The following is a 12,071-nucleotide window of genomic DNA, read 5'->3' on the forward strand; positions in this document are numbered from 1 at the left end:
CCATTTAAATGAAAAGCGCTATTGTTGCGCGCTCATGACTTGAACCTGGACGTCCATGGTCTCATCGCCGCCTCCGAATCGAACGCCGCGCACCGGGCAGGCGTCGAGATAATCCCGCCCGACGGCGAGGCGGAGATGCGCGGCCTCCGCCGGGCTTCCGTTGGAGATGTCAAAACTCAGCCAGCCGATCCGGTCGACCCACGCTTCCGCCCAGGCATGCATGGCGAGCTCCGGATTCGCTTCGGTGCCGGTGTAAAGATAACCGCTGATATAACGCGCCGGAAGGCCGAGGATACGGCAGCAGGCAATGAAGAGATGGCTGTGATCCTGGCAGACACCGCTTCCTTGCGATAAAACTTCAGCCGCCGTGGTTTGGACCGTGGTGGTCCCTTTTACATACCGGACAGCGGCCCGAATCCGTTCCGCAAGGGAATGAAGGGCGGCGACCGGATCCGAAACGGTCCGGCCCCGGTCTTCCTCTGAAAAATGGCGGAGGCGCGGATCGGTCGCCGTCAGCGCGGTCTCCCGCAGAAAGATAAACGGGGAGAGCACTTCGCCCCGGTCGGGGCCGGGCGCCTCGGACATCTCAACCACCCCTTCGACCCCGATCCGGATCTCTTCGTGGGGCTCTTCGACGGTCAACAACTGTGTGAGATTCCCGAAGGCATCCACATATTCCGATGCGGCAGCGGGAAGGTCGAGGCGCCATTTCAGGATCTGCTGCCGCCGGTTTGATCGGGGGGTCAGACGAAGCGTCTGAACGCTGCGCTGGACCGGCGCGCTGTAGCGATACACGGTCTGATGCTTCACCTTCAGGCGCATATCTGTCCCCGAAATCCCTCGTCTATTTTTGCGCTTAGCCTGCCGAGTGCGCCGGTAAAATCGATCAGATAATCATGCAGGTGATATTGGAGGGTTTTTCGGATCCCGCCGTCGTGAAGCAGAAAGTGAAGATCTGCGGCAAGCCGCACCGCTTCGGGGCCGATCCCGCCCGAAAGCGGCCGGAGAAGATCGTTGACTCGGTCCATGCAGGCGTGAAGAGAGCAGGGAACCTCCTCCCGTAGAATCAGAAGTTCGGCCACCCGGCCGGGGGTGATCAGATCTCGATAGAGGCGCCGGTAGGCCGTGTCCGCGCCGACCGATCGGAGGATCGCAAGCCATGAATAATAGTCGGCCTCCCGCTTCCCCTGCTGGAGCAGGCAGGCGTACCGGGCCCGGAGGGTGCGTATGGTGTGATCGGCCCGTTCGAGGAAGGTTCCCAAATCGATTGGGCGGAGCACCTCCTCCTGACCGAGGGCGCTGTGGAGAATACCGCGGAAGAGATAGGCCCCTTCTTTGACCCGTTCCAGGAAGGGGATCACCCCCGTGGAGAGAAGGCGATCCTCATCGACCTCTCTGAGATCGAGCCAGATCGTATTTAAGCTCTCCCACATTTCGGGGGAGAGGTTCCCGTTGACGGAGCGGCCGTTTTCCCGAGCCGCCCGCAGAGAAGAAAGGAGACTCACCGGATTCTCCAGGTCGATGCTCATGAAGCGGAGGACCTTTGCGGCGGAAGGAGAACCGTAACGCGCAAAAAAATCGTCCCGCTGGCCGACCATGGCAAGGAGGCCCTCCCATTCCCGGTCGGCGGAGAGCGCGGCCGGCAGAAGCGAGGCCTGATAGGCGACCTCGATGGCGCGCGCGGTGCTCTCCGTCCGCTCGATGTAGCGTCCCATCCAGTAAAGGTGGTCGGCGACTCGCAGAAGCATGTTTTACTCCTCCAGGACCCAGGTATCTTTTGTTCCTCCCCCTTGGGAAGAGTTCACGACCAGGGAGCCGTCGCGTAACGCAACACGGGTGAGGCCGCCGGGGACCAGATGAACGGTCCGGCCGCTCAACACGAAGGGGCGAAGATCGACATGCCGGGGCGCGATCCCCTGTTCCACAAAGGTGGGACAGGTCGAAAGGGAAAGGGTCGGCTGGGCGATATAGCTCTCCGGATTGCGAAGAATGCGCTGCCGGAAGAGATCCCGTTCTTTCGCGCTGCTGGCCGGTCCGATGAGCATGCCGTATCCTCCCGAGCCGTGAACCTCTTTCACGACCAGCTCGCTCAAATGCGCCAAGACATAAGCGCGCTCTTCCGGATTGCGCAGTTGAAAGGTCGGGACATTTTTCAGAATCGGCTCTTTGCCGAGATAAAAGCGGATCATCTCCGGAACGTAAGCATAGATCGCCTTGTCGTCGGCCACCCCGGTGCCGACGGCGTTGGTGAGGGTGACCCCTCCGGCGCGGTAAACCGAAAGAAGTCCCGGCACCCCCAATGTCGAGTCGGAGCGGAAGGCGAGGGGATCGAGAAAATCTTCATCGATCCGCCGATAGAGAACATCGACCCGGACCGGTCCTTCCATCGTTCTCATGTAAACTTTGTTGTCCCGGACGAACAGATCGGATGCTTCGACGACTTCGATCCCCATCTGCTGCGCGAGAAAGGTGTGCTCGAAGTAGGCGCTGTTATAGGGACCGGGTGTGAAAAGCGCCACGGTCGGCTCATCGACCCCCGCCGGGGCGATCGAGCGGAGCGTTTCAAGGAGCAGCTCGGGATAATGTTCAACCGGCGCGATGGCGTGACGGCGGACGAGATCGGGGAAGAGCCGGGTCATCATCCGGCGGTTGGCCAGCATGTAGGAGACGCCGGAGGGGGTCCGCAGGTTGTCTTCAAGGATGTGAAACTCCCCCTCTCCGGTATGGACCACATCGAGCCCGGCGATGTGAATGTAGACCCCGCCGGGGAGGTTGATCCCCTGCATTTCGACCCGGTACTGGGGATTGCTGAAGATCATCTCGGCCGGGATGCGCCCCGCCTTGAGAATCTCCTGGCCGTGGTAGATGTCGTGAAGAAAGGCGTTGAGAGCGAGGACCCGCTGGCGGAGGCCGGCCGCCAGGATCTTCCATTCTTTCGCCGGGATGATCCGGGGGATGAGATCGAATGGAATCAACCGCTCGGCGCCGGCGGATTCACCATAAATCGCAAAGGTGATGCCGAGCCGGCGCAAAAGACGTTCCGCTTCGTCCCGCTTTTGTTTCATTTGCGCGGGAGGTACGGTTTGCAGCCAGTCGTTGAAGGAGGTGTAGTGCGATCGGACGGCGCCGCCTGAATCGCGCATCTCATCGAGGGTGTATTGCCGAAGCGCGGTCGGCTCCGACGCGGGGACCGCCGCCGTGTTTCTCATGATCCGAGGGAAGGAAAGCCGTTCCGGTTTCATTGCATCCTCCGTATCTGGTCAATAAAAAAGGCCTCCTCTCCAATAAACCCACCTCATTATGGGAGAGGACGCCTTGCCCGTCCGGGAATACAACGTTGTATCCGACCCTATAAAAAAGCAAGAGCCGTACCCTGCTCCAGAATCGGTGTGCAGACAGCAGATGGAATTGTTTTATCGTCAAAATTCAGCCGTTCACCGAAACGGCCCGACCCTGAAACGGCGACCTCGGATGACAGAATTGTCTTTTGTCCGACGATTTGAGGCGAAGCGTGATTACCGAGAGCATTGAAGAATGAGATTCCGGGCTGGATTTCATTTCCCTCTTGATTCTTGGTGAGAAGGGGAGTAATGAATAAGGTTGGTTTGGGGATCGTTTTCCACGGGGGTGAAGAACGAGACCATCGGGGAGTCGGCATGAAGTTCGACGCGGCGGCGATTTTAAACGCGATGAGTGAAGGGGTCTTCGCGGTGAATACCGATAAGAAGGTCATCTTCGCCAATCGGGCGTTGGGGCGGATGTTGTTTCATCATGATGAGGCGGCGGCCGATCTCCAAGCCGTTCAGCAGATTCTCAGCGACAGCATCTTCGTTCCGAAACATGCAGCCCTTCTCGATCGCCTGATGTTCAATCGAGAACGTGTTTCACACTATGAAACGGTTTTAAGAGACCTGAATGGAATGCCGATCCCGGTCCAGATCCATATCGATCTTCTTCTGGATGAAGCGGGGGAGGTGGTCGGCGCCGTGGAGATCGTCCGGAGTCTTGCCCCGTTCTCTTCAGAGCCGGGAGAAAAACAGTCGCGACCCTCCGGCCTTCGCTCGCTGGTCGGAAAGAGCAAGAAACTGTTGGAGATGCTCGATCTGGTGGCGTCGGCTTCCGGATCGACCGCGACCGTTCTGCTGGAGGGGGAGAGCGGCACCGGAAAGGAATTGATCGCCCGGGCGATCCATCAGATGGGCCCGCGGCGCGAGAAGCCGTTCATCGCCGTGAACTGCGCCTCTCTTCCGGACGAGCTTCTCGAAAGCGAGCTCTTCGGCCATATGAAAGGCGCCTTCACCACGGCGATTTATGATCGCCCCGGCCGATTTGAGCTGGCCGATCATGGGACCCTCTTTCTCGACGAGATCGGCGATATGAGCCCGACGGCGCAGGCAAAGGTGCTCCGGGTCTTGCAAGAGCATGAGTTTGAGCGGGTCGGGGGGACGAAGACGATCCAGGTCGATGTCCGGATCATCGCCGCGACCAACAAGGATCTCACCGAGGAGGTCCGCGCCGGAAAATTCCGGGAAGATCTTTACTACCGTATCCGCGTCTTCCCGATCCGTGTCCCTCCGTTGCGGGAGCGAAAGGATGATATTTTCCCCCTCATCAAACACTTCATGGCGAAGTTCAGCCGCGAGACAGGCAAACAGATCAGCAACATCTCGCCCGAGGCGCTTGAATATCTCCTCTCATACGATTATCCTGGGAATGTGAGGGAATTGGAGAATATGATCGAGCATGCCTTCGTGACCTCGCCCGGGCCGACCTTGTCGATTGAACATCTTCCGAAACCGGTGGCCCCTCTTTCAAAGCAAGCCCCCCTTTCCTCTCGGAAGGAGGGGACGCTGGCCAATCAAGAGAAAACATTGATGTTGAAGGCGCTCGAGAAAACAGATTGGAATCAGGCAAAGGCCGCTGAGGAATTGGGTATCAGCCGATCGACCCTTTGGCGGCGGCTCAAGGAGTATGGCATCAAAATCCCCAAGTAAATCTCATTCTGAAACTATTCCTGTGTCAACCTGAAACACTTGAAACACTTCAAAAGATACTCCTGAAAACATAAGTCATTGATAAACATTGGCTTTTAATTTTTTATGCATTTGGCATCTCCTTTGCTCTAGAGATAGGGCATACAACCTTTTGAAGGAGGGTGCCATGGAAAATGGATTTTTTGAGTTTGGGTTTTTTGCGTTGGCTGCTTTTGCGTTTGTGAATGTGATTTGGGGAGTAACTATGGATGCCCCGCCGGTTCGGAGAGGGATCGCGCATTCTGATTTGAAAGAATTGGAAGCGGGTATCCCGCTGGAGGGGGCTGAATTGGTCACCCCAACGCTTAAAGAAAAGATACACGTCGGTTAGTTCCCTCCCCCTGGAGGGCCCCCCACCGGGGTTGGAGCCGAATGAGAATGCACTGGCTCTAGCCCCGGCCCCGACGTGGGCATAATCAGAATTCAATCAAGAGGAAACGTTTTTTTATAGAAAGGGAAAGAGCATTGCTGACCGTATCGACGGCTTCTACCGTCATCAAATCAAAGTCGACTGCTCGGCCGCTGAAGAACCAGGGCGAACCGTTCTCCTGGCTAAAGGGGATGGTGACCAACAAGGTGGATCTCTGGAGGGTCTCGGATAGTCTGAATGTGAATCCCTCGACAGTTCAAAAAATATTGGAGGGGAGTCAGGTTTCGAGAAGCGTCACCAAGAAGATCCACGCCGCCTTTGAACAAGGAGGGGCGCTGGGCGACAAGCGAACACGCCGGAAAAATATTTCGCCGAATCACTCGACGGTCGAAAGGCTCATGGAAGTCTATGCTCTCTATGAGAAAGAAAAAAGTCTCAGAGGTGTCGGGGCGAAGCTCGGATTAAGCTGGGAGCGAGTGCGCCAGTTGTTAAAGAAGGGGGCGGCGATCGGGCTGTTCAAATACGAGCCGCCGAAGGCCCCGCTTCTTTCAAAGGAAAAAATATTGAAGGATTACCGCAAATTCCTCAAAATGGCCAAAGTGGCGAAGTCAAATCATGTCTCTGTGAATTATCTCTCAAAGCAGATCACGCTTCTGGGGATCTCCGACGAAGAGCTCGAAGCGGTCCGGACGGAGGGTCGTAAACTGCAAAGCATCAAACAGTACGACACCCTCGTTCGGAAACGGGGCGTCCATCCGACGACCACCGAATTGAGTCGATCGAAAGCAACCCGATCGCTCGCGTTCAACATCAGAAGGACGTGGGGATCGCTGGAAGCGTTTCGGAAGGAACGGAACATCGTTCCCGGCAGGCCGGTTCAGAAGACGAATGTAAAAGAAGAAGCGCCGGTTTTGGCGGGGGTGTAGGGTCGGTAAGTAAGATAGAAGGGTTAAAAAAAACACGCGGAGATCGAATCTCTCCGCGTGTTTTTTATTGCTGTTTTCTTATTTTCGCTCTTCGGCCCGTTTCGCTTGGTAGGCTTTGATCAGCTCATCGGAGATCTGTCTCGGCACCGGGGCGTATTTGAGGAATTCCATTGTGAATTCTCCTTTTCCCTGGGTGCCGCTGCGCAGATCGGTCGAGAAGCCGAACATCGCGGAGAGGGGAACTTCGGCTTCAATCTGGACGAAGCTGTCGTTGCTCTGCGTTCCGGTGATGATCCCGCGCCGCTGATTGATCAGCCCCATGACGCCCCCCTGAAATTCGGTCGGCGCTTCACACCCGAGCTTCATGATCGGCTCCAGGATGACCGGTCTTCCCTGAGGATAGGCCTCGCGGAACGCCGCCATGGCGCAGATCTTAAAGGCCATTTCGGAGGAGTCGACCGGGTGGGAGGCGCCGTCGTTGATGACGACCCGGACCCCGACCACCGGGAATCCGATCAACGTGCCGGTTTTGACCTGCTCGCGGAAGCCTTTTTCACAAGCCGGGATGAATTCGCGGGGAATCGCCCCCCCCTTGATATCATCGACGAACTCGAATGTTTCGACCGCGTCGGACGGAAGGGGCTCGATGTAGCCACCGATCTTGGCGAACTGGCCGGAGCCGCCGGTCTGTTTCTTATGGGTGTAGACGAAGTCGGCCCGTTGTGAAACCGTCTCCCGATAGGCGACCTGTGGTTGACCGTTTTGGACCTCGCAGCCGTACTCCCGCTTGATCCGCTCCATATAAATGTCGAGGTGCAACTCGCCCATTCCGGAAATGATCGTCTGGGCGCTCTCCTCGTCCCGGTGCACCCGGAACGTCGGATCTTCACGCGTAAAGCGGTTGAGCGCTTTGGAGAAGTTCCCGGCGCCGGCTTTGTCCTTCGGCCAGACCGCCAGGGAGATAACGGCGTCGGGGACATGCATCGAGGTCATCGTGTATCGAACCGTGCCGTCGGTGAAGGTGTCGCCGGAGGCGCAATCGACGCCGAACATGGCGCAGATATCGCCCGCTTCGGCGCTGTCGATATCGTGCATCTCATCGGCATGCATCCGGACCAAACGGGAAACGCGGATCTTCTTCCCGTTCGTCGAGTTATGAATGACATCTCCTTTGCTGAGCTTGCCCTGGTAGAGGCGGGTATAGGTCAACTGGCCGTACCGCCCATCTTCGAGCTTAAAGGCCAGCATCACCAGCGGTTTGTCCGAACGGCTCTCCAGGACCACTTTTGCCTCATTATTGTCCTGATCATGGGCCACATTGGTGACCTCCGTCGGATCGGGGAGATAGTAGCCGATCCCATCGAGGAGCAGTTGAACCCCTTTATTTTTGAAGGCGGAGCCCATCATGACCGGGATGAATTGAAGCGCGATTGTCGATTTCCGGATTGCCTTTCGGAGTTCCTCGGTCGAGACCGGCTTTTCTTCCAAGAATTTCTCGGCAATGGCATCGTCAAAATCAGCCATCGCTTCGATCAGGTCATGGCGCAGGCTTTCGGCCCGCTCTTTGAGCGCCTCCGGGATCGCTTCTTCCCGAATATTCTCGCCGTTGTCGCCGTCGAAGTAATAGGCTTTCATATTGGTCAGATCGATCGTACCTTGGTAATCGTGTTCGGCGCCGATCGGCATCGTGATGGCATGGGCGTTATGGCCCAGCTTCTCACGCAGCTGCTTGATCACGCGGAACGGATCCGCTCCAGATCGATCCAGTTTGTTGATGAAGGCGATCCGCGGAATCTTGTACCGGCGCATTTGCCGGTCGACGGTAATCGACTGGCTCTGCACGCCGGAGACGCCGCAGAGAACCAGGATCGCCGCGTCCAACACCCGAAGCGCCCGTTCCACCTCGATCGTGAAATCGACGTGGCCCGGCGTATCGATGATGTTGATGACATTGTCCTTCCAGGTGCAATAGGTGGCGGCCGACTGGATAGTGATCCCCTTCTCCCGCTCGAGTTCCATGGAGTCCATCTTCGCGCCGACGCCCGATTTTCCCCGGACCTCTTCGATTCGATGGATCTTCCCGGTGTAATAAAGTATCCGTTCTGTCAGAGTCGTCTTACCGGAATCGATGTGCGCTGAAATGCCGATATTTCGAACTTGACTGATGCTTGCCATGATTGCTCCTCACATGAAACACCCCGCCGGAACAGAATCCGGCGGGGTGCCCTTGGGTCAAAAAGGTTTCTGTCTTAGGAAACGAGTTTGACGTTGGTGGCTTGCGGCCCTTTTTGGCCTTGGGTCACTTCGAATTCCACCGCGTTTCCCTCTTCGAGGGAGCGGTAGCCGTCGCCCACAATCGCGGTAAAGTGGACGAAGACATCGCCTTGTCCATCTTCACGTGTGATAAACCCATAGCCCTTGCTGCCGTTAAACCACTTCACGGTTCCTTTGATCATTTTAGGTGCTTCTCCAACTGGTGTTATTATGCCAGCCCTTCGCTGGCGGAACGCCCACTGCTTACTTTAGTTTTAATCAGTCTTCAATAAAAAAGCTGCAGCGTGTTGTAAAAGGCTGCAGCTTCCGATGGATTCTGTTCAACTTTTACAATGGACTGCCTCTTATATATCATAACGAGCCGATTGCGTCAATAGGAAATTCGGTCGCGACGCAGGGAGAGGCATGCATCTCCCCATCTTCAATCATATCCGTAACGCGCGAGGATCTCTTCATCGAACCCGAAATAGTGGGCGATCTCGTGGACCAGCGTGATCTCAATCTCCCGGATGAGCTCTTCCGGGTCGGGAAAATCTTCCTCAAGCGGTTTGCGGTAAAGGTAGATTATGTCCGGGAGCATTCCGGAGTCATCGACGGTCCGCTCCGGAAGCGGGATTCCCTGATAAAAACCGTAGAGGGCTCCCTCCGGATCATCGTCGATCAGATCCTCGGCCTCCGGACCGGGCCAATCCTCGATGAGGATGGCGATGTTTTTCATCGCCGCCTGAAATTCGGACGGAATCCGGTCGATTGCTTTTCGGACAAGCCCTTCAAACGATTTCTTTGTCACGAGATCCTCAATTGAGTTTTTAAAAAATCCCCGATCAGTTGGATCTCCTCCGGAATGACTTGGTGTCCCATCGGATACTCCTCCAGTCGAGGCTGATACCCTTCCTTCACGAGGACCGTGTGTGCTTTTCGGGATCCGTCCACCGGAACCACCTCATCCATCGTCCCATGCACGAGGAGGATCGGGGTCTTTATAGAGGCAGGTGATTTCTCGGCAGTAAGCTTTTCTGGAGAGGCAAGATAACCGCTGAGCGCAATCATCGCCGCAAGCGGTTGGGGATAACGAAGGCCGACGTCGAGACTCATCACCGCCCCCTGTGAAAAACCGATCAACGCGATCCGGTCGGAGGGAATTCCCTCCCGGGTCATTAGCGTATCCAAGAGATCGAAGAGCAAACGGCGGCTTTCCAAAATTCCCGATTGGCCCTGCGGCGGGGAGGTGTACCACATCCGTCCGCCGAAGTCGTCGGGAAAGGGGAACGGGGCGTCGGGGAAAATCCAGCGTATTCCGGGAAGCGCGATCTCATCGGCCAGCGGGATCAGATCTTCCCCCGTGGTGCCGCGGCCGTGCAATGTGATCACGCATCCTTCAAACCTCCCTGATGGAGCTTTCTCGTGCCGTTCAAGGCGGTTCGGCATCGGTGTCTTTTTCCTCTCGCGCTTGAATCGATCTCAGACCCGGACTATATTCGAACGAAGCGCTCCATTGTCCGCGTCGGGTTCTCCTCAAAGACGATATCAGGACGGGCCTTTCATTTCAATTGAGAATTTCCCAGGAGGTGGAACATCGGTTTTTATTCGCGCGTCATTTTCCCAAGGCTCCTTGATTTCGCGATGCGCCGGGACGATCTATCCGAATTGAGGCGTACCCTTCTCGCCGATCTTCGCGGGGAAGTTCTGGAGATCGGATTCGGGACGGGGCTGAATCTCCCGCATTATCCGCCGGGGGTAAAGAAGCTTACGACGGTCGATCCCAATCCCGGCATGAATGCGCTGGCAAAGAAGCGGATCGCCGCCTCCCCGATTCCCGTAGAGACCCGGCTGCTCGATGCCGAACGGCTTCCGTTTTCGGACGGCTCATTCGATGCCGCCGTCAGCACCTGGACCCTCTGCAGCATCCCGAAAGTCGACCAGGCGCTTCGCGAAATCCATCGGGTCCTCAAGCCGGGAGGGCGCTTCTCCTTCCTGGAACATGGCCTTAGTGATGAGCCGAAAATTCAGAGGTGGCAGCATCGGTTCACCCCATTGAGTCAGACGTTCGCGGACGGCTGCCATCTGAATCGAGAGATCCATCTCCTTATTGGAAAACACTTCAAGGTCGTCCGGCTCGATCGGTTTTATCTGGCGGGGGCGCCGAGAATCGCCGGTTATTTCTATCGGGGGACGGCCGAGAAATCTTAACCGAGAAGGATTGCTTTACCGAAGGTCCGAAAGTGATCGAAGGATGGCGCGCGTGGCGGGTGACTTGTTCAGGGTATAGAAGTGGATTCCGGGGGCGCCGTTGGAGAGGAGCTCGCGGCATTGCGTCGCCGCGTGCCCGATTCCGAGCGCCATCACGGCCGCCGGATCGTCCTGAACGGCCTCCAGTTCGCAGAGAAGGGATGCGGGAATCGACGCGCCGCACATCTCCGTGAAGCGCTTCACCTGGCCGACGTTGGTGATCGGCATGATGCCGGGGAGGATCGGGACGCCGATTCCGATCGCCCGGGCCCTCTTTACAAAATCAAAATAACATCGGTTGTCGAAGAAGAGCTGGGTAATGATGAAATCAAGCCCGGTATCGACCTTGGTCTTCAGGTGGCCGAGGTCTTTGTCGAGGTCGCGGCACTCGACGTGCCCCTCCGGATAACAAGCGCCTCCAATCGAGAAGTGATGACGTTTGCGTATATAGGCGACCAATTCGTAGGCGTAGGAGAACCCGTCGGCGGTCCGGGTAAAGGTCGCTTCCCCTTTGGGCGGATCGCCCCGAAGGGCAAGAACGTTCTCGATCCCCGCCTCTTTGAGTTGACCGAGGACCCGATCAATCTCGTCCCGGTCCGATCCGACGCAGGTGAGATGCGCCATCGCCTCGACGCCGTGTTCTCCCTTGATCCGCTTGACCACCTCGACCGTTCGCTGGCGGTTGCTTCCCCCTGCGCCATAGGTGACGGAGACAAACGCCGGCGCCAGCGCCTTCAATTCGCCGATGGTCCGGAAAAGATGTTCCACCCCTTCTTCCGTTTTCGGCGGAAAGAACTCGAATGAGAAAATCGGACGGCCCGATTCAAAATAAGCTGGGATTTTCACCTGATGAACCACTCCGAAAGCATCGTTATTATCTTAAACGAAGATTCAAAAAACTGGAAGAAAAAAAATGGGGAGATCAATTGAGCGGGATCAGACGGATACCGGGCTCCTTCGATTCCGGATGATGAAATTTGAATCCGCCCGGCTCCTGATAATCGAGCGTCACCCCATCCATCCGGCGGGCGCTTTTGGCTTCGATCGCAACAGTCAAGCCGTCATGGTCTTGGACCTCGTCTTCTTCTTCGGGGCTTGAAACGAGGACGATTCTAAAAAGGAGGTGCCCGTCATCTCGGTTCTTCACCGTCAGCCGAACGACCGGATCGGCCGGATGCGCGACAATGAGTGCGTTCAATTTTTTCCGTGCTTCGGGGGTGATCTGAATCATCGATCTCT

13 protein-coding genes are annotated in these 12,071 nt (G+C 56.8%); 4 read left to right on the plus strand and 9 right to left on the minus strand.

Annotation, left to right across the window (positions count from 1 at the left end):
• Nucleotides 1-18: 18 nt before the first annotated feature.
• Genes MNODULE_RS21720 through MNODULE_RS21730 form a run of 3 tightly spaced genes read right to left on the minus strand, consistent with a single transcriptional unit; the run spans nucleotide 19 to nucleotide 3,209 of the window.
• Nucleotides 19-822: a transglutaminase family protein gene (locus MNODULE_RS21720; protein WP_168063295.1), complete on the minus strand. Its 804-nt coding sequence runs from the start codon at nucleotides 820-822 to the stop codon at nucleotides 19-21.
• Nucleotides 813-1,748, minus strand: a complete 936-nt coding sequence (locus MNODULE_RS21725; protein ID WP_168063296.1) for an alpha-E domain-containing protein — start codon at nucleotides 1,746-1,748, stop codon at nucleotides 813-815. Before MNODULE_RS21725 ends, MNODULE_RS21720 begins: the two co-directional genes overlap by 10 nt.
• 3 nt (nucleotides 1,749-1,751) lie before the next feature.
• Nucleotides 1,752-3,209, minus strand: a complete 1,458-nt coding sequence (locus tag MNODULE_RS21730; protein WP_168063360.1) for a circularly permuted type 2 ATP-grasp protein — start codon at nucleotides 3,207-3,209, stop codon at nucleotides 1,752-1,754.
• Nucleotides 3,210-3,590: 381 nt separating this feature from the next.
• Between MNODULE_RS21730 and MNODULE_RS21735 the strand changes: the two genes are divergently transcribed.
• From MNODULE_RS21735 to MNODULE_RS21745, 3 genes are all read left to right on the plus strand, one after another.
• Complete coding sequence (locus tag MNODULE_RS21735) at nucleotides 3,591-4,994, plus strand: sigma-54 interaction domain-containing protein (RefSeq protein ID WP_168063297.1); 1,404 nt, start codon at nucleotides 3,591-3,593, stop codon at nucleotides 4,992-4,994.
• Between the two features lie 166 nt (nucleotides 4,995-5,160).
• Entirely contained in the window at nucleotides 5,161-5,364 is a 204-nt protein-coding gene (locus tag MNODULE_RS21740; protein ID WP_168063298.1) for a hypothetical protein, read from the plus strand.
• A 134-nt stretch (nucleotides 5,365-5,498) separates the two neighbouring features.
• Complete coding sequence (locus MNODULE_RS21745) at nucleotides 5,499-6,329, plus strand: hypothetical protein (protein WP_168063299.1); 831 nt, start codon at nucleotides 5,499-5,501, stop codon at nucleotides 6,327-6,329.
• A 78-nt stretch (nucleotides 6,330-6,407) separates the two neighbouring features.
• Here MNODULE_RS21745 and fusA read toward each other — a convergent pair whose 3' ends face one another.
• The 4 genes from fusA to MNODULE_RS21765 all read right to left on the minus strand — a co-directional run bounded on the left by fusA (nucleotide 6,408) and on the right by MNODULE_RS21765 (nucleotide 10,031).
• Entirely contained in the window at nucleotides 6,408-8,504 is a 2,097-nt protein-coding gene (gene fusA / locus MNODULE_RS21750) for an elongation factor G (RefSeq protein ID WP_168063300.1), read from the minus strand.
• Nucleotides 8,505-8,578: 74 nt separating this feature from the next.
• The gene (locus tag MNODULE_RS21755; protein WP_168063301.1) at nucleotides 8,579-8,785 is read right to left on the minus strand and encodes a cold-shock protein; all 207 of its coding nucleotides are present in this window, start codon (nucleotides 8,783-8,785) and stop codon (nucleotides 8,579-8,581) included.
• Between the two features lie 239 nt (nucleotides 8,786-9,024).
• On the minus strand, nucleotides 9,025-9,393 hold the full coding sequence (locus MNODULE_RS21760; RefSeq protein WP_181071169.1) for a metallopeptidase family protein: 369 nt from the start codon (nucleotides 9,391-9,393) through the stop codon (nucleotides 9,025-9,027).
• Nucleotides 9,390-10,031: an alpha/beta hydrolase gene (locus tag MNODULE_RS21765; protein ID WP_272953316.1), complete on the minus strand. Its 642-nt coding sequence runs from the start codon at nucleotides 10,029-10,031 to the stop codon at nucleotides 9,390-9,392. Before MNODULE_RS21765 ends, MNODULE_RS21760 begins: the two co-directional genes overlap by 4 nt.
• A 195-nt stretch (nucleotides 10,032-10,226) precedes the next feature.
• On the opposite strand from MNODULE_RS21765, the gene MNODULE_RS21770 reads away from it, so the two are divergent.
• Nucleotides 10,227-10,793: a class I SAM-dependent methyltransferase gene (locus tag MNODULE_RS21770; protein WP_181071171.1), complete on the plus strand. Its 567-nt coding sequence runs from the start codon at nucleotides 10,227-10,229 to the stop codon at nucleotides 10,791-10,793.
• 15 nt (nucleotides 10,794-10,808) lie between these two features.
• On the opposite strand, the gene metF is transcribed toward MNODULE_RS21770, so the two are convergent.
• Nucleotides 10,809-11,678: a methylenetetrahydrofolate reductase [NAD(P)H] gene (metF, locus tag MNODULE_RS21775; RefSeq protein WP_168063303.1), complete on the minus strand. Its 870-nt coding sequence runs from the start codon at nucleotides 11,676-11,678 to the stop codon at nucleotides 10,809-10,811.
• Nucleotides 11,679-11,754: 76 nt separating this feature from the next.
• Nucleotides 11,755-12,063 (minus strand): HesB/IscA family protein, encoded by a 309-nt coding sequence (locus MNODULE_RS21780; protein WP_168063304.1) that lies wholly within the window; start codon nucleotides 12,061-12,063, stop codon nucleotides 11,755-11,757.
• Nucleotides 12,064-12,071: the final 8 nt, after the last annotated feature.

The sequence above is a fragment of the Candidatus Manganitrophus noduliformans genome (assembly GCF_012184425.1).
Taxonomy (GTDB): Bacteria; Nitrospirota; Nitrospiria; order SBBL01; family Manganitrophaceae; genus Manganitrophus; species Manganitrophus noduliformans.